Genomic DNA, 21576 nt, shown 5'->3' with positions numbered 1-21576 from the left:
CAGGCCTTACTGAGTAACGAAACTGGTGAACAACAATTCTTCGACGCACTTCTTGCCGGTCTCGCTGGTCATGACCTTCTGCGTTTCGACCAGCGCGGCCTTTTGCAGCTTCTGCTTGCCGGCCACGTCGGCCACGTCGGTGGCCTTGGTCTGCGACAGCAACATCAGCAGATGTGCGCGGATGGCCGGGGCGTTTTCGGTGATGAGCTTGAGTTCTTCCGAGTCGCGGGTGACCAGTTGCACTTCGACCTGCAGGTACTGCGGGCCGTCGCCGGGATCGGCCAGGTTGACCACGATCGCCGGGTCCATCGGGAAGTACTGGGCGGGTTTTGGCACGTCGGCGACCTTGGGTGCAGCGTGCTTACCGCCTTTTTCATCGTCCTTGTGGCCGAAGAAGAACCAGGCGCCGCCGCCAGCGGCCGCTAGCACCACTACCGCAATTGCGATTAGCAGAAGCTTCTTGCCGCCCTTCTTCTTCTCGCCTTTGTCGTCTTTGTCTTCGGTACTTCTGGATTTTTCGGCCGCTGCCACGATGTGCTCCAGGGGAATGCTCACCCTGCCGTTGCAATTGGCGTGCCAAAACCGCGACGGTTTTCCGGCGCGGGTTGCGCGCAAGTGGCAAAACCCCCGCAGGCTTTACACGGCGGGGGTGGACGAGCTGCATCGGCATCGCGCCAATATGCAATTTTTAGTCGCGCCGGGTCGTCCCGGCGCAGGATTTCAGGCGTAGGCGTCCAGCAATCCACGCTGGCGTAACACCACCGACGGAATTCCGACGGGCGGGCTGTCGTCCAGGCTGAGGCCATTGCCGTCGGTGCCGCCGCCGTTGCGATTGCCTGACTGGCTCTGTTGCTGCTGGCCGACATCGGCCTGACCGAGCTGGAAACCGTTCTGGCCGAGCATTTCGCGCAGGCGCGGCAGGCTTTGTTCCAACGCCTGACGTACGTCGGCGTTGGCGGAGGTGAAACTGGCGTTGACCTTGTCGCCGTCCAGATGCAGACGGACTTCGACCGGGCCCATCTCGTTTGGGGTCACCTTGATATGCGCGTGGCCGATCTTCTGGTCGGCAAGCCAGCTCATGCGCGCGCCGATGGCATCGTCGAAATTGTCGCTGCCCATTTCCGGAATTGGGGTAGGCGAGGCGCTGAACACCGGCGCGGGATCCTGCAGGCGGCTGAGTGCTGCGGCCGTCGTGGTCGGTAGTGTGAACGCCGGGGTATCCAGGGTTGCTGGCGCGGTGCTGTCGTCGGTGGCCGGCTCCAGCGCCTTGGCGGCCATGCTCATCAGCGCGGCAGTCTGGACATTGCCGCTCACCGCAGTGGTCGATATGGGCTTGGCGCCTGCGGCAACGGCCGGTGCCAGCGCGCCCAACGAGGGCAGTGCGGTGCTGGCAGTTGCCGTTGCGCTGGGCGCGGTCGCGTCGCTCGGCAGGGCGGTTGCGGTCGGCGTGGCGCCTGCTGCGCCGGCCATGCTGGCGGTCAACGCCGCGGTTGCAGCAGCCAGTACATCGCCGCCCGGCAATGCCTGGGCCAGCAGACCCATGCCGAAACCGCCCAGCCCCGGCGGGGGCCAGACGGCGTCGGTCGTTGTGGCCGCTTCGGCAGGGATGTCTCCGCTCGCGGTCGCAGTCGCGGTCGTGGTCTTGGCGTTCTTGCCGGTTTTTGCGGCAGTGCCGCTGTCGGCTGCGGCCGGCTCCTTGTCCTTGGTGGAGGCGGACTTGGCCGGCTTGGTGTCGCCGTCCTGCGCGCGCGGAGGTGCGGTGGCATCGCTGGTGGCATCGCCGGTCGCATCGTCCCGGTTGTCGTCATCGGCACGGTTTTTGTCGGATTGGTTGGGCTTGGGCGCAGCCTGCTTGGCGGGCACGCGCTCGGGCGCCTGCGGCGGCGCCTGGTTCGGCGCGTTGGCTGGATTGAGCATGCGTGCGAACTGCTCCTGGCCCTGGTCCTGCTCGGACGAGGGGTCGCTGTAGCTGGATTTTTTGCCGGTGCTGGCGAGCGCGCCGAGACCGGCTGCGAAGGCGGACAAGGGGTTCATGCGGAGTCTCCGTGGGTGTCTTCGCTGTGGGCCAGGCGCGAGCGGCGTGCACCGAGGTCGTCCATCTCGCGCTGGTCGCGGCGTTCGATCACTTTGTTCTCCTGTGCACGGTAGCTGGCCGCCAACTGCTCCAGCACTTGTGTTTCGCGGCTGGCCAGCAACAGGCGGGTGCGCTCGGCTTCCACTTTGGTGTGGTTGCTTTCCACGGTCTGCGCTTGCTGCAGCACGGCAATGTCGAGGCGGTCAAGAAACGCGCGGCGGTTGGTCAGCGCGGCGGCGCTGGTACCGGCCATGCGGCTGTTGGCGTATTCCTCGGCATAGCGGTTCAGTTCTTCCAGGCGCGACTGGTGGGTTTCCAGGGCGCGCTGGCGCTCGGCCAGATCGCGGGCGATCTTGTCTTGCTGCTCCTGCGCGCGACGCAGCAATGGGTCGATCCGTTTGGACTGCATCATGGTTTAGTTCTCGGGTTCGACCAGCCGCTGTAACGCGGACAGGCTATCGGGCAGGTGGGCGGCTTTGTGGACGTCCTGTCCAAGAAATTCGACGATGTCCGGCCAGCGCATCAATGCTTCGTCGGTGGCCGGGTCGCTGCCGCGCTGGTAAGCGCCGATGGCGATCAGGTCGCGGTTGGCGGTGTAGGCCGAAAGCAGCCGCTTGAGCTTGCGGATACGCAGGCGCCAGGGTTCATCGGCGATGTCCTGCACCACGCGGCTGACCGAGGATTCGACGTCGATGGCTGGATACAGGCCGCTGTCGGCAACGCGACGCGAGAGCAGAATGTGGCCGTCGAGGATGGCGCGTGCGGCGTCGGCGATCGGGTCCTGCGGGTCGTCGCCTTCAGTCAGCACTGTGTAGAAGGCCGTAATCGAGCCGCGACCCTTGGCACCGTTGCCGGCGCGTTCGACCAGCGCCGGCAATTTGGCGAACACCGACGGCGGGTAGCCGCGGGTGGTCGGCGGCTCGCCCACAGACAGGCCGATCTCGCGCTGCGCCTGGGCAAAACGGGTCAGCGAATCCATTAGCAGCAGCACGTTCAGGCCCTGGTCGCGGAACCACTCGGCAATGGCGGTGGCGCGGTAGGCGCCGTGCAGACGCGCCAACGGCGGTCGGTCGGCCGGGGCGGCGACCACCACCGCGCGGCGCAGGCCTTCTTCGCCCAGTGTGGTTTCGACAAAGTCGCGCACTTCGCGGCCACGTTCGCCGATCAGCCCCACCACGATCACGTCGGCCGAGGTGAAGCGGGTCATCATGCCCAGCAGTGTCGATTTACCGACGCCGGAGCCGGCGAACAAGCCGACACGTTGTCCGCGGCCGATCGGTAGCAGTGCATTGATGGCGCGCACGCCGACATCCAACGAGGTGGTGATGGGTTCGCGTGAGAGTGGGTTGATCGACATGCCGGCCATGCTGACGCTGCCTTCGCCGCGGATCGTGCCCTTGCCGTCCAGCGGGGTGCCGTCGCTGTCGATAACGCGGCCGAGCAGGCCTTCGCCCACTTCCACGCCGCCGCGGCGCCGCGAGGGCACCACGCGGGCGTTCGGCAGCAGGCCATGCAACTCGGCGCTGGGCATCAGATAGGTGCGTTCTCCGGCAAAACCGACTACTTCGGCATCGACCCAGCCGCCGTCGACTTCGACCTTGCAGGTGGCGCCCATCGGCGCTTCGCAGCCGATGGCTTCCAGAGTCAGGCCGACCGCGCGGCGCAGGATGCCTTCGCGGATCAGGCTGCGGCCTGCACTCGGCTCCAGGCCGAGCGCGCCCAAGCGCGCGGCCAAGCGCAGATTGCGTGCATCCAGCCAATCTGCCGGTGTGGCGCCGAACAGGGCGCTCACAGGTTCGCTCCGGATTTGCGCATGACTGTCTCCAACGCGGCCCGCAGGCGCGCCTCCAGGGTGCCGTCCACGCGCACGCTTTCGGCATGCACGCGCAGATCGCCGCGGCTCAGGCTCAGGTCCGGGGTTACGCGGGTGGTGCTGCTGGGCGCCAGATGCGGCAGCAGGGCGGTGATGTCGTCCGGGTGCAGACGCACCTCGACTTCGCGACCGGCACCGCCCACCGTATCGATCGCTTCGTGCACCAAATCGGCCAGCAGATGCGGGTCGGCCTGATAGGCACGCCCAACCAGCGAGCCGGCAATGCGCACGGCCAGTTCGCCGAGCGCGCCGACCACTTCGTTCTCCAGCCGCGCCAGCGGGTGGGTGAAGTTGTCCAGGATGCCGTCGATCTGCGCGGTCAGCCGGCGCACTTCCGACTGACCCTGCGCGAAGCCTTCTGCGTGCCCGCGTGCAAAGCCTTCCTGGTGGGCGGCGTCTTCGATGGCCTGGATCTCTTCCAGGGTGGGCGGACGCAGTACCGGCTCGTAAACGGCCGGTTCGTCCAATTCGGTTTCCGGCAACGCCGACGCCATCTGCAGGTCGGGAGCCAGCCAGCGGGTGACGATGTCGTTCATACCATCGCCTCCGCACCGGCGCCGCCGAGGGTAATGGCGCCTTCGTCAGCCAGACGGCGGACGATGGTGAGGATTTCCTTCTGCGCCGCTTCCACGTCGGCCAGGCGCACCGGGCCGCGCGCTTCCATGTCCTCGATCAGGATCTCGGCGGCGCGCTGGGACATGTTGCGGGTGATCTTTTCGCGCACCTTGACATCGGCGCCACGCAGGGCCAGGCCCAGGCGCTCGCCGGAGACTTCGCGCAGCAATGTCTGCAGGCCGCGGTCGTCCAGGTCCACCAGGTTGTCGAACACGAACATCAGGTCCTGGATCTTGCCGGCCAAATCAGCGTCGATCTTGCTGATCTCGCCCAGCACGCCCTGATCGGGGCCTGTGTCCAGGAAGTTGAGGATGTTGGCCGCCACTTTGATGCCGCCCACATTGGACGACTTCAGGTTCTGGTTGCCGGCGAACTGGCGCTCCATGATGTCGTTGAGCTCGCTCAGCGCGTTGGGCGGAATGCCGTCCAACGTGGCGATGCGTAGCAGCACGTCGGCGCGGGTGCGCTCGGGCAGGTTCTTCAGCGCTTCGGCGGCCTGGTCGCTATCCAGATGCGCCATGACGATAGCGATGATCTGCGGGTGCTCGTTACGAACCAGGTCTGCCACTGCACGCGGGTCCATCCACTTCAAGGTATCCAGGCCGGTGGTGTTACGACCAAGCAGAATGCGATCGATCAGGCCACCGGCCTTGTCGGCGCCCAGCGCTTGTATGAGCACGTTGCGGATATAGTCGTCGGCGCCCACGCCCAGTGAGGTCTTGCCGGCCAATTCGCCGTTGAAGTCGTCCATCACTTGCTCGACCTGATCGCGCGAGATGCCGGTCATGGTGGCCATGGCAATGCCGATCTTCTGCACCTCTTTCGGGTCCATGTGCTTGAGCACTTCGGCGGCGTCGGTTTCCCCAAGCGACAGCAACAACACCGCAGCACGCTGCACGCCACTCATTGGTTGTGTTTCAGGCTTCACTGGCGACCCATCCCTTCACGACTTGTGCAACACGTTTTGAATCGGCTTTCACTGCCTCGCGCGCCACGCGCATGCGCTCTTCGTAAGCGTCCGGCAGGGCGATCGGAACCTTGCGATCCTGACCGAGCTGGGCGGTGTCCTCTTCCAGGCGGGGAATCAGGTCATCGTCTTTATCGAGCATCCGCACGCCGGCGCTCTGGGGAGCACCATCCTTGCTAGCCTTACCTTGCTTGTCCTTGACCACGGTCACGCCGGTGAGCTGACGCAAGGTGGGGCGCACCACACCGAACAGCAGCGCCAGCACCACCACCGCACCGATCAGCAGGCGCAGACCGCTCTGCACACGCGGGTCTTCCCACCACTTCGGGCCTTCTTCGCCGGCCACCGCTTCACGTACGAACGGGGCATTCATCACCGACACCGTGTCGCCACGTGCCGCGTCGAACCCCACTGCCTGCTTGACAAGTCCCTCGATGCGAGTGAGCTCGGCGGCGGTGAGCGGTTGTTCGACCATCTTGCCCTTGGCACCGGGGCGCGGCACGTTGTCCAGCAGCACTGCCACCGACACCCGCTTGATGCGGCCGGCCGGTTGGCGGGTGTGTTGCAAGGTGCGGTCCAATTCGTAATTGCGGGTGGCGCTCTTGGAACTTTCGGTCGGCGTGGCGGGTGCGGCGGCCTGGCCGTTGGCGGCCGGCGTGCCCGGTGCGCCAGCGGTGGCATTAGCAGCCGGAGCCGGCGGCTGGCCGGGGCTATTGCTGGTGGCGCCCGGGGGGCCTTGCGGGCCGCCGCCGGCGCTGGTGCTGCTGTCGTTGACCTGCTCGCTGCGCAGCTTGGCCGGCTCGCCGTTGTATAGCTCGCGGGCTTCCTCGATTACGGAGAAATCCATGTCCACGCTGACTTCCGGATTGACCCGGCCGGCCCCGGTCATCGGCTCGAGCAGCTCGCGGATACGTTGGTTGTAGGAGCTTTCCTGGCGGCGCACCTGTTCGAACTGGGCGGCGTGCTGGGCGGCATCGCTGTTGGGGTCGGCGATCGAGAGCATGCGGCCGCTCTGGTCGACCACGGTCACGCGCTCGGGGGTCATGTCCGGGATGCTGGAGGCGACCAGATTGACGATCGCATCGACCTGATTGCGCTCCAGGCCCTGGCCGCCACGCAATTCCAGCACCACCGAGGCGCTGGCAACCTCACGCTGGCGGGTGAAAGCGCTGGGTTTGGGAATGGCCAGATGCACACGGGCCTCGAGCACCGGACGCAAGGTGCTGATGGTGCGAGCCAGCTCGGTTTCCAGTGCGTGCTGGTAGCGGGCGTTCTCCACGAACTGGCTGACGCCGAAGCCCGGGTCTTTTTCCATCAGCTCGAAGCCACCGCCGGTCTCCTTGCCGGTCAGGCCGGAGCCGGCCAGCTTCAGGCGGGCGTCGTACAGCCGGTCTTGTGGCACGGTAATGGCAGCGGTGCTCTGGTCGATCTTGAACGGGATCTGCGCGGTGCGCAGCAGGTCGGCCGCTTCGGCATTGCCCTTTTCGTCCAGGCCGGTGTACAGGGCCTGGTAGCCCGGCGTCTGCGACCAGAAGAACACCGCCAAACCGGCAGCCACCGCCAGGGCGATCATCGTCATCATGGTCAGCTTGCGGGTGATTTGCAGGCTTCGGACACGGTCGAACCATTGCCCCGCCTTTTCGGCGTTCTGGTTCATGTTTTCTTTGGTGATCGCGAGAGCCATGTGTCGTCAACCTTTACAGTGGCATGTTCATGACGTCCTGATAAGCCTGGACGAGACGGTTGCGGACTTCCACGGTGGCGCGGAAGGCCACCTGGGATTGCTGGGAGGCGACCATCACCCGTGCCAGATCGGCGCTGGGGTCGCCCATTTCGAATGCTTTGGCCAGTGCGCCGGACTTTTGCTGGGCCTCGTTGACGCCGCCGATGGCACCGCGCAAGGTCTCGCTGAAGCTGGGCGCCTGCGTGGCCGGCGTTCCCTGCGTGCCGGCCAGTCCCTGGATCTGGTTGCCGCGCGCCGCATCGCCCACCGTGCGCATCGGGCCTTGGCCCATCTGCGTCTGGTAGCTGCGGATCTGCGAGAGGATGGAGGTAACGGAGTCGCTCATGGGTAAGGTCAGCCAGGGAGGCACCCACACCATAGCAAGCGGCATGCCGAAATCGCGCCGGGATTCCGGCGCCAGGGCGAGGGGTCGCTACAGCGGGGCTGCGAGCGGGTCGGGCACCGGTGTCGGCGCGCGGGATCAGCTGCGGTTGGCAGCTGGCGAGGGCACTACGCCATCGACTGAACCAGCTTGGTGACAGTCCACCGACGTCAAGAATCAAGTTCGGGTCGGCTTGGATGGACCAGCAGCACGTACCGAAACCGGACAAGTGCGCCGCACCTTCAATTAGGAGTGGCTAACAAAACGACTGCGCTCATCGTCAGGCGGACGCGGCCGGTGCCCGGAATCGGCATATCTCATTTGTACACTGCGGTTCCTCCCCGCCGTCCGCACCCACCTGGCGACTGCTCGCTACGATTTGTTAGCCAATCTAGCTAACCCGGCAACCAAGCCCCCTGCCAGCGCTCCAGATTATGGCCGGTCAGCATCCAATCGCGGCGAACCACCTCCCGCAGCGCCGCACCTTTCTCCGCCGCCGCGGGAGGGTCGGCTAAGTGATCACGGATCGCGCCGATCCAATCGCGGTAACGGTTCTTTACCAGGGTCACCGGTAGGTTGCCTTGGTAGCAGCGCACGTCGCTGGCGATCACCGGGTAGCCGCAGGCGCCGTATTCCAGCAGGCGCAGATTGCTCTTGCATGCGTTGAAGAGGTTTTGCTCCACCGGCGCCAGGGCCAGATCCAGATCCAACGCAGCTAATGCTTCCGGGTAGCGATCGATCCGCACTCCGGGCTGGAACTGGTGGATGTGCTGGCGCAGTGCGAACGGGTACATGCCCATGAATACCCATTCGACCTCGTTAGCCAGTTCGCGCACGACATCGGCGATCACTTCCAGATCGCCGGTGTGGCTGGCACCGCCGGCCCAGCCGATGCGCGGACGCCGACCACGGTGCGCCGAACGTTCCGGCAGGGCCTTCCACCAATGGGCGGGCAGGCGGTTTTCGGCCACGCGGATATCGCTATGCAAACCGGCAAACGCCTCGGCCAGCGCCGATGTAGACACCACGAAGCGGTCCACAAAACTCAGCCCGCGGCGCACCGTTTTGAGAATGTCCTTGGGCATGTGCTCGCGGTGAACACTTTTCAGCGGCAGGTTGGGCAAGTAGTCGTCCAGCTCGTAGACCTTGAACGCGCGCGACAACGCCTTCATCCGCCGCATCGCTTCCAGCCGCGGCTCGCCGACTTGGCGCTGCAGGATGACCACGTCGGGATCCTGGCGCGCCAGCTCGCTGATCTCCAGATAGCCGTTGAACAGCACGCCCTCGACTATCCCGGCCTCGCGCAATGCCCGCAGCGGCTGGATCACCCGATAGTGCCCGCAGCCTTCGATGTCGGCGGGCAAGGCGATGACCATCGGCAGCGGCCGCCAGGATTGCAGCGGCCGCCAACTGGCACGCGGGTCGGCTAGGGTGAAGCCCGCACCGGGGTCCAGCGAAAAGCCCGGGTTATAGGCCGGGTCGTTGGCCATCACCGGCAGCCAACGCGCGTACATCGTTTCTTCGTCGAGCGCGCTGGCCGGCGCGGGTTCCGGCGGGTCGATCACCAGCTGCGCGCGCGCTGCAAACACATTGAGATAGCCAGCCTGCTGCAGGCGCAGGCACAGGTCGACATCGCTCCACTGCGCCAACGCTGGTTCCTGCTCAAAGCCACCGGCGTCCAGAAACAACTGACGCGGCAGCATCAGGCATTGGCCACTGAGCGCGCTGTAGTTCTGATCGAGTTGCAGGCGCTGCAGATAGCCGGATTCGTCGAACGCAGCGCCTTCGAACGCGCGCGCTGCCGGTGCCCCAAGGCCCAGCAGCAAGCCGGCGTGATGCACGGTCCCATCGCCCCGCAGCAGCTTGCCGGCCACCGCACCGACCTCCGGGCGCAGCGCGTGGTTGAGCAGTTGCGCCAGCCAATCGGCCTTCATGGCTGCCGCACCCGCCGCCAGCCACAGCAGCATGTCACCACGTGCTTGCTCAGCCGCCGCATTGCAGGCCGCCTCGCGCGAAGGCTCATCGTCCAAGCGCAGCACGCGGATCTGCTGCATGCCTAAGTTGTCGATACCCGCCAACCAGTCGCGCAGTTCCGGCTGGGTGCTGTCTGCGCGGTCCAGTAGCAGCAATTCGTAATGCGGGTAGGCAGTGTTGGCCAGCACGCTTTCCAGGCAGCGCTGCACCTGCGGCAGGCGGCCATCGACCAGCACCAGAATGCTGACCATGGGCTGCTGCGTATGGCGATAGTCCACCGCATGCCGGCCGGGTCCGGCACTGTGCACCACCGCGTTCACGTAGCCACGCGCAGCGAGATGGCGCGAGATGGCCTGCTGTTCGTCCTCGTCGCCGTGCCGCGTGTTGGCCGATGCGACCAGTAATGGTTCGGCGATATGTCGAACGCATGCCAGGCCGTAACGTTGGACCAGGCCAAGTTGGTAGCCGAGCTCGAAGGCATCGCCCTGGCCGGCCGGAAAACCGCCATCGGCCAACAACATGCGGTGCCGGAACAACCAGTGCCGCGACATCGTGGATGGCGCGCTCACCAACATGTCCAGATACAGCGTCGGCCGCATCGCCAGCCCCAGCTGCGCGTTGTCCAACGCCACCACTTCGTCTGCATAGACCGCCTGGCAATCGTCTGGCAGCACGAGTATGTACAGTGCCAGCATCAGCAAGCCGCTGGCGGTGAAGAGTGTGCCAGCGTCGACCAGCAGCACCCAGTCGATCGACTCTTGTGTGGCGACTAACTGGTTGAGCGTTGCCGCCAAGCCATCTGCGCTGATCAGTACGCCGCGCTCGCCGTGGTCGGAAACCTGCTGCGCACAGGCGCCGACCACCCAGGTCTGCTGGTTCTGATAACACGCCACCGCCGTCAAGCTGGCTTGTGTAGCAGCCACGGCTGCCGCATCGCCGTTGCTGTCGATGAGCATCACCGCAATGCGCGGGCCGCCGGCATGCGCCTGCAAGCGGGCTTCGATCAACGTGCGCTGGATCGCTGTCGGATGGCGTACGCCCAACCAGGTGGGCGGCGACACACGCTCGGCCGTCCCGGCGCTTTGCATCAACGCATTGACCAGATCCACCGACTTGAACACCCGCGCCTTGTGCGAGCTAAGCGGTGCGACGCTCACTAGGCGGTTGTCGCCACTCTCGCGTCGCCACCCGAGCTGGCAGATGCCCTGGCGCAAATCTTCATGGCCCCAATCGCCGCTGCCTGGCTGATCGGGATCGGCCTGACTGCATTGCGCGCCGGACGCGCGCAAGTGCGTGAGCGGACTGGACAGCAAGACCAGATTGCCGTGGCGCAGCAGCTTGACGTAGATCGCCAAGCCGCCGACCCAATAGATCGGCTTGCCGTTCAAAGACATCAGCTCGCTGCCCAGCGCCACCAAGTCGGCACGCCGACACAACACACAGCTCGGCTCGCCGATGAGGTTGATGGTGTGGTCGGCCAGAAACGACACCAACTCAGGCCCGTCGATCACTACATCCTCGGCAAACGGGAAGCAGGTGGCCAGGATGTCCGGCAACGGCGCACTGTCATCGTCGATGCGCCGCCGCCGCGAGGACGCCAACGCGGCGTCAGGGCTGTGCTCCATCGCCGCAACCAACTGCGCAACGCAGTCAGGCTGCAGCACGTCGTCGTGCAGGAATTTGACGTACTCGCCCTGTGCCAACCCGATGCCTTTGATGGTGCTGCCGAGTTCGCCGAGCCGGGATGCATTGCGGTGGTAGCGGATCGGGAATGGCGCGTCCGCCAGCCTGGACGCCAACATCGCTTCGATGGCGCCGTTAGCGTTGTCGTCGCAGATCACCAACTCCAACGCGGTGTAGGTCTGCGCCAACACGCTGTCGAGCGCCTGCGCGAAGTGGCGCGGCTTGCAGGTCGGCATGACGATGCTGACGAGGGCGTTGGCAGTCATCGGTGATCGATCGTCTTGAGCAGTCAAGGTGCACCCACGGCGAGGCATCGGGGGAGGGCGATGCACTCCATCATGCACCGGAAGTCGGTACACCTGGGCGGTGCTCGGGCTGGCCGCAGGTGCAACAAGCATACCGTTGGCGTGGTCGGTCGCTGCCGAGACGTCAGCAAGCCGAAGTCACAGTTGCCCGGCGCGTTGATAGGTTTTTTCGTCCGGGCAGACAATGGCGCCGCCCTCGAACGTGTCTAAGAGCCTGTTCACGATCTTTTGAGTAGAAGCGCCAAGAAGGCCAAATGGATGAACTGCAAGCTGGTGTTGAGTTTGCGCTCGCAGTTCTTCCACAGCCTTCGGTTTTTCTCCAGCCAGGCAAAACTGCGCTCGACGATCCAGCGCTTGGGCATGACCTTGAAGGTGTGCAATTCGCTGTGCTTGGCAATCTGCACCGTGAGCTGCTCGCCTAGAATCTCTCGTACGCCTTCGGCAAACGGTACTCCGGTGTAACCACTGTCGCACAGCAGGCTTTGTACATGCGTCAAGTTTGACTGACAGCGCTCCAGCGCCCGCAGCGCACCTTTGCGGTCGGTCACCTCCGCCGTCGTCACCGCGATGGCATGGGGCAACCCCTGGGTATCAACAGCGATATGCCGCTTGATGCCCGACACCTTTTTGCCCGCGTCATATCCCTTTTGCCCGGCTGTGTCCGTGTTCTTGACGCTCTGCGCGTCCACGATCAAGAACCTGCTGAAGATGTTGCGCTCCTGTTTCTGGCGGGCCACGCCAACCTGATTTTTTGAGCGCCCGCTCCAGCAGGCTCACTCCTTCATCGTCGCACTCGCCCCACTTGGCAAAGTACGAGTGCACGGTCCGCCACTTCGGAAAGTCGCTGGGTAGCGCTCGCCATTGGCAACCGGTTCGCAGCACGTACAACACTGCGCACCACACCTCATACATATCCACTCGGCGTGGCTTGGTGCGCTTGCGCGCTTGTTACAGGATCGGGAGGATGTGTTCGAAACGCTCCCGGCTCATGTCGCTCGGATAGGTTTTTTGGCGCATCCGCAGAGTCTGCACCAATCAGGAAAGATCGTGAACAGGTTCTAAGCGCTTGGTCGCGTGAAAGCTCAGCCCGCTCAGGCCGCCGTGGCGCAAGATCGAGCCGCCATCGTCGCGCACATGCTGACGATGCGGCTGGTCCAGACCCGCTCCAGATACGGCAGAAATTCTTCCAACGGCGGCGCACTGGTGACGGAGATGGGAATCAGTGCCCCGGCGGATGCTGGTGGATGCTGGTGGATGCTGGGATTACGCCGAAGCCGACGGCTGCGAACAGAGTGATCCTGATGAAGCAAGCTTATGCCAGGGAACCGAGCCGGTGCGCTGGTCCGCTCAGTGCGCCAGCTCGGTCTGCTCGCGATCGATGCCGTACTTGCGCAGCTTTTCCACCAGCGTGGTGCGCCGCAGGCCCAGCAACTGGGCGGCGTGCGCAACCACTCCCTGGGTGCGTTCCAGCGCTTCGTTGATCAGCGCCAGTTCGATGTTGGCCATGTGACCGCGCAGATCTATTCCGTCGTCGGGCAGGCTAGAGGTGGCGGCCGATTCGGTATCGGCAGTGTTGGGCTGCAGCGGCACCACATTGCTCGGCACGCTGGTGTCCACCGCCGGCGCGGCCACCAGTGCCAGCTCCGGCGGCAACTCGACCAGAACGGCCGAGGCGAAATCGCCGCGGTAGCGCGCCGGCAGATCCTGCACGCGCACCATCCCGCCCGGATGCAGCACTGCCAGGCGCTCCACCAGATTGGTTAGCTCGCGCACATTGCCCGGCCAGTCGTAACTGCGCAGCGCCTGCAAGGCTTCATCGGCAAAGCGCACCTCGCCACGCCCGGTGCGCGCCAGTTGCCCGGCGATGGTTTGCACCAGTACGGCCAAGTCGTCGACGCGCTCGCGTAGTGCCGGCATCTCGATCGGAAACACGTTGAGGCGATAGAACAGATCCTCGCGGAACTGGCCATCGCTGATGCGGATTTCCAAATTGCGGTGAGTGGCAGCGATCACGCGCACGTTGCAGCGGATGGTTTGACCACCGCCGACGCGCTCGAAGCTGCGCTCCTGCAGCACGCGCAGCAATTTCACCTGCATCGGCAGGCTCATGTCGCCGATCTCGTCCAGCAGCAGCGTGCCGCCTTCGGCCATTTCAAAGCGGCCCTTGCGGGTGCTCAGCGCACCGGTGAAGGCGCCTTTTTCGTGGCCGAACAATTCGCTTTCCAGCAGATCCGGCGGGATCGCGCCGCAGTTGATGGCCACAAACGGCCCATCGCGACGCGGCGAGTGCTGGTGAATGGCGCGTGCGACGACCTCTTTGCCGGTGCCGGATTCGCCCAGCACCAGCACCGTGGTGTCGAAGGCTGCCACCTGATCGATCAGGCGGCGCAGACGGGTCACCGCTTCACTGTTGCCTGTAGGGCCGGTGTCCTGCTGTACGCCGGCCTGATGCTCGGCATCCAGCCGCTTGAGGCTTGCGCGGCGCAGCAAGGCTTCCAGCTGCGTATGGCGCAGGGGCGTATCCAGTGTCCAGACATTGGCTTCGTGCAGGCCATGGGTCTGCGCAAACGCACTCGGGCTGCCTTCCATCAGCAGCACCGGCGGCGGCAGCTTGGCATCGGCCAGCCAATCGAAGAATGTGTTGGCCTGTGCAGCGTCCTGCGCCGAGCCCACCATGACCGCCATCCACTCATCGTGGCGATGACGGCCAGGATTGATGTCGGCGCCGTCGGTGACCCAGCGGGGATTGAAGTCCATGAACTCAAGCAACGACACGGTGCGCTCGGCGCGCACGGCATCGCTATCGATCAACAGAATCCGGGACTCACTCATTCCTCGCTCCTTCCGTCAGGCCCTCCAGGATTGGCATGACTTCCTGGATGTAGGACAGCTTGCTGACAAAATTGTCGGCACCCGCGCGAAGAGCGTGTTCTCGATGCTCGGCATCGTCGAAGTGGCTCGCGATGACAATATACGGCGGATCGTCCTGCGTCTTGATCAGACGCGTCGCCTGCAAGCCGCCCATCTCGGGCATGGCCAGGTCCATCAGCACGACATTGGGGCGCAGCGACTCCGAACGCTCGATCGCTTCGAGTCCATTGGCGGCACTGCCCACCATATTGAGCCATTCGACTTTACGAAAATGGCGCATCGCAGCGTTGATGAAGCCCTCGTGGTCGTCGACCAGCAACACGGTGAGTTTGCTCATAGTAATCCTTATCCCGCTCGTGCAAGCAGCGGTTTATTGATGCGGCGGCGCTCGCGGGCCGGGGCGATGTCCAGTTGCTCGCGGTACTTGGCCACGGTCCGGCGCGCAATATTAACGCCTTGACGCGACAGTAGCCCGGCAATGGCTTCGTCGGCCAGTGGCCGACCTGCCGGCTCGCTCTCGATCAGCCGGCGCACCATCGCCTTGACCGCCTGGCCGGAGACGCTGGCGCCTTCCAGGCGCACCGCGAAGAAATGCTTGAGTTCGAATGTGCCGCGCGGGGTTTGTATGTATTTTCCGGTGGTAATGCGCGAAATCGTCGATTCGTGCATGCCGATCTCGTCGGCGATTTCTTTCAAGGTCAGCGGTGCCATCGCTTCTTCGCCGCGCGCCAGGAAGGCGGCCTGACGTTCGACGATGGCGCGCGTTGCGCGCAGCAAGGTTTCGTAGCGCATCGACAACCCACGGGTCAGCCAGCGCGCTTCCTGCAGCATGTCGCGCAGCGGCTGCGCAGCGTCGCCAGCCTCGGCCAGTGCGCGCTCGTGCACCGGGTTGATGCTGACGCGATGGGTGGTGGCCGGATTCAATGCCACCCGCCAGCTGCCATCGGCATGCCAGGCAAGCACATCCGGAATCACGCTGGCGTTGCTTTCCTGCAGCAGGTCGTCGCCCGGACGTGGCTGCAGCGACAGGATCAGCCGCACCGCCTCGCGGGCGTCTCCGACCTCGGTGTCGTGCGCACGTGCCAGCACCGCGTAGTCGTGGCTGGCCAGCAATTCCAGATCGCCGGCGAGGATGCGCTCGGCCAAATGGCGGGCCGGCACGCGACCGGGCAGGGCACTTAGCTGGGCCTGCAGACACTCGCGCAGATCGCAGGCGGCCAGGCCGGCAGGGTCACCGTGTAGCAGGCGCTGACGGATCGCTTCCACTCCCTCCACGGTCATGCCCAGGCGCGCGGCGCCTAGCTGCTGCAGCGTCGACAGCGCCTCGCGCAGATAGCCGGCATCGTCGGTCTGCTCCAGCCAAAACGCAGCGGCCCCCAATGTGGCCTCGTCCAGGTCCAGCGCCAGCTCGCGCAGGATGCGCACGTGCGGGTCGGTGGATTCGCCAGCCGCCACGCGTTGCATGCGGTCGTCGTCGCCATCGTTCCAGCTGCTGCTCTGCACGTCCCACATCGTGCTTTCCGGCAACTCGTCGAACGCTGCGATATCGGCAGCGCCATCATCGCTGGCAGCGTCGTCGTCGCTGCTGTCAACCAGCTCTTCCAGTTCCAGCAGCGGGTTGGTTTCCAAAGCGCGGCGAATCTCCAGCTCCAGCTGCATGCCGTCCAATTGCAACAGACGGATCGACTGCAGCAACTGCGGGGTGAGGTGCAGTTGCTGGCCAAGCTGGGCGGCAATAATCGTCTTCATGGAGGCGCTTCCGGAGGGCGCCGCATGTAGCGGCCATGGAACGCATCTTGCAACATAATGCCGCAGGTTTTTAATCAGGGAGTCGTGTGAGGTGACTCATGATTTTCCTGACAACATGTCAGAAACCCCCTGACACTACATGCGGACTCAAGCGTGCCCGCCGCAATTTCGTCACCAGTTTTGATCGTCGGTAGTGTGAAAGCAATCCACCGACGTCGGCGCCTCAGACCAGCTCGTTGTGGTGTTTGGCTGCTAGCAGCACCAGATCGTTGGCGCGACGGCAGCCGAGCGATTCCATCATGCGCGCGCGATGGGTTTCGACGGTCTTGACGCTAATGCCAAGGTCAGCGGCGATTTCCTTGTTGCTCTGGCCGCGTCCGATTTCGCGCAGGATTTCGCGTTGACGTGGCGACAGTGCGGCAATACCGACCGGTTTCTCGCGGCCCAGCATCGGCGCGATCATCTTGGAAGAAATCTGCGGGCTCAGGAACACCTGGCCGGCGGCGGCGGCACGCAATGCCAATTCCAGTTCCAGCGGTGCGGCGTCTTTGACCACGAAGCCGACCGCGCCGCGATCCAGTGCGTCGCGCACATGCACCGCGTCGTCGTGCATCGACATTATCACCACATGCGTGCGCGGCGCGGCGCGCAGCACGTCGGTCATGGCATCCAGGCCGCTGCGGCCGGGCAAGGACAGATCCATCAGCACCAAATCGGGGCGGTGCAGGGATGTCATATCCAAGGCTTGCTGCGCGTTGCTTGCCTCGCCCACGACATCAATGCCAGCGAAGGTTTGCAGCAGCCTGGACAGGCCGGCGCGGACAAGGGTGTGATCGTCGACGATGATGACTCGCACGGCGCAGAAGAAACCTTTTTCAGTAAAGAGCACATTAGCCGACCCGGCGCCTCGCGCCAACCATCGGCGTCAGCGCTGGCGGCGGGCGTCGGCAATTTGACGACGATGCAGACGGAACAAGTGCCGTTCCAGCGCGTCCTGCAAGCCTGTGGAAAGCGGGGCAAACCTCAGCCACAGCCAGTCATCGTGGCCATCGCTGGCGCTTGTCAGCACTTCGGCAGGAAGTTTTACCAATTCAGGCAGCCAGTCGGATGGCTGCAAACAGACGCTGCCCTTCGTGCCCGGCGCGTGACCGGTTGCGCCACTCAGGCAGATGCCGCGCACCGACCAGCGCACGGTACCGTGGATCAGGCCGTTTTCGCCCTGATGTACCAGGCGGCCGATCAACGCGAGCATCAGATCAAGCTTGGCGTCCATGCGCTGCACCAGCAGCGGCAGTTCGCCGCGGTCTTCGCTGGTTTCATCGCTGCGCAGGTCTTCGACTTGGCCCAGACTGCGCAGCAAGGTTTCTGCAGCACTATGCGAGCCGGCATCGCTACCTGCGCGGAAGCCGGCCGGTAGACGCAATTGGCAACTCAGCGTGTCGGCAAACAGCTCGGCATCGGCGGATGGCGCGAGTGAGCCGAGCGCGGTCATTAAATCCGTCCGACCCGTGCATAAGCGCGGCTGGCCGACGAGGAAGTGCGTTGCGCGCGGATCATTTCAGCCAACTTGCGTTGACGCTCGCGCATCAGGCGCATCAGATCGTGGTGCATCGTCAGCAAGGTCTGCAACGCGTCGCGGTCCTGGTTCAGATCTACATGTTGCGCATATTCGCGCAAGTGCAGGTCGTGGTTATCCAGCATCTGCGGCATCGCTTCGAATTCCTCGTGCGCCATGGCGATGCGGAGGTCGGCGATTTCTGCTTGAAGACTTTGCACGCTATGCATGAGTTAACTCACGAGACGGCAGCAATGCCGCGTTGATCCAGGGGAATGGAATTCCAAGCCGAGTCTATTTCGCTCAGCAGATCCAGCGCTTCGACCAATTCGGACTCGTCGTTGTGCAGGTTGGCTGCGGTCAGCCGCTGCATCACGTAGTCGTACAGGGCCGAAAGGTTACCGGCGATCTCGCCACCGACTTCGTGATCGAGCGAACCATTCAAATGACCGACGATCGCACAGGCTTCGCCGATAGCCTTGCCCTTGCGCGCCTGATCGCCCTGCGCCAGGCAGGCCTGGGCCAGACGAATGCGTTGGCAGGCGCCGGCGAACAGCAGCGACACCAGCTTGTGCGGGCCGGCTTCGGTCACGCTGGTGGATACGCCGACCTTGCGGTATTGCTCGGCAGACTGACGATTGGAACCGTACATGGATGACTCCTCAATAGGCTGACCTTCGCTGGTCCCGGAGCGCTGTGCTCCTGCGACGACGCTCCTGCCAGAAGGCAAGGCCGAATTACGATAGGCCCTTCATGTATCGGCAAGACCCTTGCAGGACTTGAGGACCCGCAGCACGGAAATTAGCTTGTCAGCAGGCTGCTAAGCGAGCCGGTGCTGCTCTGCAGCTTGCTGACCAAGACTTCCATCGCGGTGAACTGCGCGGTCAAGCGGTCGCTGAACTTCGTCATGCGTGCATCGAGGTCGTCCAGATCGGTCTCGTAGCCCTTGATCTGCTTGTTAAGGCTGTCCGAGCGCAAGCTTAGGGTGCCGGTGGTGGCGTTGACGTTGCTTTCCAGCAACTTGGTCATCCCGGAGCTGAACTTGCTGTCCTTGCCCAACGCGTCGGTGGCGGCACCGCCGTCGGCGGCAATGGCGGTATCGAACTTGGCGTTGTCAAAGCTCATTACGCCATCCTTGTCGATACTCAGGCCCAGCGCCTTGAGTTCATTGACGTTGCCGCTGACCTGGCCACGCAACTGCTGCTGCAGGCCGCGCACCAGCGAGTCGCCGGTTAATGCCGAGGCCGTCTTGGTGGTGGCGTCATAACTGCTGCTGTTCTTTAACAGCGTATTGGCAGTGTTGTAGGCGGCGGCGAACGCGGTGAGATTGCCCTTGAGGCCACTGGTGTCGGCAGCGACACCCAGATTGAACTTGGTGCCTTCGGCAGCCTTGGTGAGGTTGAGCACCACGCCGGGCACGATGTCGGTGATCGTGTTGGAACTGGAAGTGCGCTCGAAGCCATCCACGCGCACCCGCGCGTCGACGGCGGCCACGGATTGTGTCAAGCCGCCGGTCACGCCGACGCCGAAGGTGAGGCTGCTCAAGCTCGGGTCGCTGGCACTGACGGTTAGTGCGCCCTTCACGCCGGTGTCTACTGCATTGAACACCAGATGTTGACCATCGTTGGCGGTCACCACACTTGCGGTGACGCCCTTGCCACCCGCTGCCTTGTTGATGGCGGCGGCGATGTCGGTGAGCTTATCGGTGCCGCTGATATCCACGGTGACGCTGCTGTCGCCGTAGCCGATCGTCAGCGTCCCGCTGCCGACCGTGGCATCGGCGGTAAACGCACCAGAGGCCAGTTTCTGAGCGGCGGACAGCGAAACCACTTCCACCGAATAGTTGCCGGGAGCAGCGGTGCTGGTAGTGGTGGCGGTAAAGCCGGCGTCGGTCGGCACCGTGGCCTTGTAGGCGTTGGTGTCGGCGCTGCTGACGACCTTGTCCAGCGCAGATTTAAGCGTGGTCATGCTGCTCTTGATCTGGCTGATCGCCGACAGCTGGGTCGTTGCCGCAGTGCCGGCCTTATTGATGCGGGCCTGCTCGGGATCCTTGCGCTGGGCCACAAGCGTAGAGACCACGGTAGGGACATCCAGTCCGGAGCCGGAAGTGCTGATCAACGATGCCATGGTGGATTCCTCGTCTAGGCGTCCGGCGAAAGCGGATGCATTGGATTACGAGTTGAGTATCGGCCGCATCCAGGGGGACTTTAGCGGCAGCGCCCGTTCTCAGTCACGACGCTTGGTCTGTGCAATTTCCATGCTTAGGATGCGTCAGGAAACTGCGTCAAAAAAAACCGCGGCAGCAGTCGCATCAGATCTTCAGTCAAAAAAAAGCCCCTCTGAGGAGGGGCTTTGGACTTACTGCAAAGCGCTGACGATTACTGCAGCAGGCTCAGCACGTTCTGCGGAACCGACTTGGCCTGGGCCAGCATCGCGGTGCCGGCCTGCTGCAGGATCTGCGTGCGGGTCAACTCGGCGGTGGTTTTGGCGTAGTCGGTATCGGCGATCCGGCTGCGCGAGGCCGACAGGTTCTCCGAGGTGGCGGCCAAGTTGGCGATGGTGGAGGTGAAGCGGTTCTGCACCGCACCCATGTCGGCGCGCGAGGTGTTGACCGTGGTCAGCGCCTTGTCGACGATTTCCAGGGCTTTCTGTGCACCCGAGAACGTGGAGATATCCAGGTTGCTCAGGGTCGAGGCGGCGGAGCCGGAAGCGGCCGAGGCGGTGGTAATGCCGGTGCCCACGGTAATGCCGGTGGCGCTGGAGGTGCCGGCCGACAGCGAGGTGAAGTCCTGGCCGGCTTTCAGCGATTCGATCTGCACCGTACCGTCGGACTTGATCGAGGCATACATGCCGGTCTGGTCCAGCTTGTCGTTGATCGCCGAAGCAACCTTCTTGTTCACGTCAGCCGCGGTGTCGCCGGCCCCGACCTTGACGTCAGCGATGGTGATGCTTTTGGCTGAACCGCTGGCGTCGTTGAACGACAGACTGATGCCGGAAACCGAACCAGAAGCAGTCGCGGTACCGCTTACGCCGCCACCGGAAACCGCGGCGGCGAAGTTGGCCTTGCCCAGCGAATCGACATTGGCATCGGCGATGCTGTTGATGCCGATGGTCTGGCCGGTGTCTGCGCCGACCTGGAACAACGCGCCGCTGAAGGAGCCGTCGAGCAGTTTGGTGCCGTTGAAGCTGGTCTGGTTGGCAACGCGATCGATTTCGGAGGTGAGCTGCTTAACTTCCGAGTTCAGCGCCTCGCGGTCGGTGGACGAGTTGGTCGCGTTGGCAGACTGCACCGACAGCTCGCGAATACGCTGCAGGTTGTTGCCGATTTCCTGCATCGCGCCTTCGGCGGTCTGTGACAGCGAGATACCGTCGTTAGCGTTGCGCGAAGCGACGTCCAAGCCGCGAATCTGCGTGGTGAAGCGCTCGGCAATTGCACCGCCGGCCGCATCGACCGAGAAGCTGGTGATGCGCTTGCCCGAGGACAATTGCTGAATGCTCAGCGCCAAACTCGTGCTATTGGTGTTGAGGTTACGCTGAGCGTTCAGCGACATTACGTTGGTGTTGATTACCTGTGCCATTTTGATCTCTCCTGAGCGATTTTTCCGGCAAGGGGGACTTGCCTGGAGCCTCCGCAGGGGGGCCATCAAGTTGGCCGTTGCCGCTGCTGAGATAAATAACGGCGTTGCGTCGGGAACCTTTAGCGAAATCCAGTATTTTTTTCTGTTTTTCTGCATCGGGACGAAATACGGAAACGTTGTGTATCAAGGGGTCCGGTTTAATTCGGCAGCACCCCATAGATCTTTAG

General features: G+C 63.9%; 18 protein-coding genes, 1 other RNA gene and 2 pseudogenes. 1 reads left to right on the top strand and 20 read right to left on the bottom strand.

What is annotated here, in order from left to right; translation table 11 throughout:
- Positions 1–6 precede the first annotated feature (6 nt).
- The 8 genes from PD885_RS10985 to fliE form a co-directional block, all read right to left on the bottom strand.
- The gene (locus tag PD885_RS10985; protein WP_172404485.1) at positions 7–555 is read right to left on the bottom strand and encodes a flagellar basal body-associated FliL family protein; all 549 of its coding nucleotides are present in this window, start codon (positions 553–555) and stop codon (positions 7–9) included.
- A gap of 165 nt (positions 556–720) precedes the next feature.
- On the bottom strand, positions 721–2034 hold the full coding sequence (locus tag PD885_RS10980; protein ID WP_002813501.1) for a flagellar hook-length control protein FliK: 1314 nt from the start codon (positions 2032–2034) through the stop codon (positions 721–723).
- The gene (gene fliJ, locus PD885_RS10975) at positions 2031–2486 is read right to left on the bottom strand and encodes a flagellar export protein FliJ (protein WP_002813499.1); all 456 of its coding nucleotides are present in this window, start codon (positions 2484–2486) and stop codon (positions 2031–2033) included. Before fliJ ends, PD885_RS10980 begins: the two co-directional genes overlap by 4 nt.
- 3 nt (positions 2487–2489) lie before the next feature.
- Entirely contained in the window at positions 2490–3866 is a 1377-nt protein-coding gene (locus PD885_RS10970) for a FliI/YscN family ATPase (protein ID WP_002813496.1), read from the bottom strand.
- Complete coding sequence (locus PD885_RS10965) at positions 3863–4483, bottom strand: FliH/SctL family protein (RefSeq protein WP_002813495.1); 621 nt, start codon at positions 4481–4483, stop codon at positions 3863–3865. The genes PD885_RS10970 and PD885_RS10965 overlap by 4 nt, the downstream gene beginning before the upstream one ends.
- Positions 4480–5469 carry a flagellar motor switch protein FliG gene (gene fliG / locus PD885_RS10960; protein WP_002813494.1) on the bottom strand — a complete coding sequence of 330 codons (990 nt, stop codon included), beginning with the start codon at positions 5467–5469 and terminating at the stop codon, positions 4480–4482. The genes PD885_RS10965 and fliG overlap by 4 nt, the downstream gene beginning before the upstream one ends.
- Before the next feature lie 10 nt (positions 5470–5479).
- A complete protein-coding gene (fliF, locus tag PD885_RS10955; RefSeq protein WP_002813492.1) occupies positions 5480–7213 on the bottom strand; it encodes a flagellar basal-body MS-ring/collar protein FliF in 1734 nt (577 codons plus the stop codon).
- A gap of 13 nt (positions 7214–7226) precedes the next feature.
- Positions 7227–7598, bottom strand: a complete 372-nt coding sequence (fliE, locus tag PD885_RS10950; RefSeq protein WP_002813490.1) for a flagellar hook-basal body complex protein FliE — start codon at positions 7596–7598, stop codon at positions 7227–7229.
- A 348-nt stretch (positions 7599–7946) separates the two neighbouring features.
- Between fliE and PD885_RS10945 the strand changes: the two genes are divergently transcribed.
- Positions 7947–8022: non-coding RNA, sX9 sRNA (locus tag PD885_RS10945), on the top strand.
- A gap of 7 nt (positions 8023–8029) precedes the next feature.
- Here PD885_RS10945 and PD885_RS10940 read toward each other — a convergent pair.
- From PD885_RS10940 to PD885_RS10885, 12 genes and pseudogenes are all read right to left on the bottom strand, one after another.
- Positions 8030–11527, bottom strand: coding sequence for a glycosyltransferase (locus PD885_RS10940; protein WP_040762984.1), 3498 nt, complete (start codon positions 11525–11527; stop codon positions 8030–8032).
- Positions 11528–11814: 287 nt separating this feature from the next.
- Positions 11815–12613, bottom strand: a pseudogene (locus PD885_RS10935) (IS5 family transposase).
- A 119-nt stretch (positions 12614–12732) separates the two neighbouring features.
- Positions 12733–12816: pseudogene (locus PD885_RS22520) on the bottom strand (DegT/DnrJ/EryC1/StrS family aminotransferase); the annotation flags it as partial.
- Positions 12817–12943: 127 nt separating this feature from the next.
- Positions 12944–14428, bottom strand: a complete 1485-nt coding sequence (locus tag PD885_RS10925; protein WP_002813487.1) for a sigma-54 dependent transcriptional regulator — start codon at positions 14426–14428, stop codon at positions 12944–12946.
- On the bottom strand, positions 14421–14804 hold the full coding sequence (locus tag PD885_RS10920; protein WP_002813486.1) for a response regulator: 384 nt from the start codon (positions 14802–14804) through the stop codon (positions 14421–14423). The genes PD885_RS10925 and PD885_RS10920 overlap by 8 nt, the downstream gene beginning before the upstream one ends.
- A gap of 8 nt (positions 14805–14812) precedes the next feature.
- Complete coding sequence (gene rpoN / locus PD885_RS10915) at positions 14813–16216, bottom strand: RNA polymerase factor sigma-54 (RefSeq protein ID WP_002813485.1); 1404 nt, start codon at positions 16214–16216, stop codon at positions 14813–14815.
- Positions 16217–16439: 223 nt separating this feature from the next.
- Positions 16440–17072, bottom strand: a complete 633-nt coding sequence (locus PD885_RS10910; RefSeq protein ID WP_002813484.1) for a response regulator transcription factor — start codon at positions 17070–17072, stop codon at positions 16440–16442.
- A gap of 69 nt (positions 17073–17141) precedes the next feature.
- Entirely contained in the window at positions 17142–17708 is a 567-nt protein-coding gene (locus tag PD885_RS10905) for a PilZ domain-containing protein (RefSeq protein WP_088056866.1), read from the bottom strand.
- Positions 17708–18001, bottom strand: coding sequence for a hypothetical protein (locus PD885_RS10900; RefSeq protein WP_002813482.1), 294 nt, complete (start codon positions 17999–18001; stop codon positions 17708–17710). Before PD885_RS10900 ends, PD885_RS10905 begins: the two co-directional genes overlap by 1 nt.
- Before the next feature lie 8 nt (positions 18002–18009).
- On the bottom strand, positions 18010–18423 hold the full coding sequence (gene fliS, locus PD885_RS10895) for a flagellar export chaperone FliS (protein ID WP_002813480.1): 414 nt from the start codon (positions 18421–18423) through the stop codon (positions 18010–18012).
- 149 nt (positions 18424–18572) lie between these two features.
- Entirely contained in the window at positions 18573–19898 is a 1326-nt protein-coding gene (gene fliD / locus PD885_RS10890; RefSeq protein WP_002813479.1) for a flagellar filament capping protein FliD, read from the bottom strand.
- A gap of 251 nt (positions 19899–20149) precedes the next feature.
- Entirely contained in the window at positions 20150–21349 is a 1200-nt protein-coding gene (locus PD885_RS10885; RefSeq protein WP_002813477.1) for a flagellin, read from the bottom strand.
- Between the last annotated feature and the right edge of the window lie 227 nt (positions 21350–21576).

Source organism: Xanthomonas fragariae (genome assembly GCF_900183975.1).
Classification (GTDB): Bacteria; Pseudomonadota; Gammaproteobacteria; order Xanthomonadales; family Xanthomonadaceae; genus Xanthomonas; species Xanthomonas fragariae.
The sequence above is the reverse complement of the archived record's forward strand: the minus strand, read 5'-3'. Positions and strand labels throughout refer to the sequence as shown.

Bases quoted from the DNA above. Each gene is read 5' to 3' on its own strand.
- PD885_RS10965 (WP_002813495.1), bottom strand. From the start codon at position 4,483: ATGAACGACATCGTCACCCGCTGGCTGGCTCCCGACCTGCAGATGGCG.
- PD885_RS10980 (WP_002813501.1), bottom strand. From the start codon at position 2,034: ATGAACCCCTTGTCCGCCTTCGCAGCCGGTCTCGGCGCGCTCGCCAGC.
- PD885_RS10900 (WP_002813482.1), bottom strand. From the start codon at position 18,001: ATGCATAGCGTGCAAAGTCTTCAAGCAGAAATCGCCGACCTCCGCATC.
- fliS (WP_002813480.1), bottom strand. From the start codon at position 18,423: ATGTACGGTTCCAATCGTCAGTCTGCCGAGCAATACCGCAAGGTCGGC.
- PD885_RS10885 (WP_002813477.1), bottom strand. From the start codon at position 21,349: ATGGCACAGGTAATCAACACCAACGTAATGTCGCTGAACGCTCAGCGT.
- rpoN (WP_002813485.1), bottom strand. From the start codon at position 16,216: ATGAAGACGATTATTGCCGCCCAGCTTGGCCAGCAACTGCACCTCACC.
- fliG (WP_002813494.1), bottom strand. From the start codon at position 5,469: ATGAGTGGCGTGCAGCGTGCTGCGGTGTTGTTGCTGTCGCTTGGGGAA.
- PD885_RS10925 (WP_002813487.1), bottom strand. From the start codon at position 14,428: ATGAGTGAGTCCCGGATTCTGTTGATCGATAGCGATGCCGTGCGCGCC.
- fliJ (WP_002813499.1), bottom strand. From the start codon at position 2,486: ATGATGCAGTCCAAACGGATCGACCCATTGCTGCGTCGCGCGCAGGAG.
- PD885_RS10905 (WP_088056866.1), bottom strand. From the start codon at position 17,708: ATGACCGCGCTCGGCTCACTCGCGCCATCCGCCGATGCCGAGCTGTTT.
- fliF (WP_002813492.1), bottom strand. From the start codon at position 7,213: ATGGCTCTCGCGATCACCAAAGAAAACATGAACCAGAACGCCGAAAAG.
- PD885_RS10940 (WP_040762984.1), bottom strand. From the start codon at position 11,527: ATGCCGACCTGCAAGCCGCGCCACTTCGCGCAGGCGCTCGACAGCGTG.
- fliD (WP_002813479.1), bottom strand. From the start codon at position 19,898: ATGGCATCGTTGATCAGCACTTCCGGCTCCGGACTGGATGTCCCTACC.
- PD885_RS10920 (WP_002813486.1), bottom strand. From the start codon at position 14,804: ATGAGCAAACTCACCGTGTTGCTGGTCGACGACCACGAGGGCTTCATC.
- fliE (WP_002813490.1), bottom strand. From the start codon at position 7,598: ATGAGCGACTCCGTTACCTCCATCCTCTCGCAGATCCGCAGCTACCAG.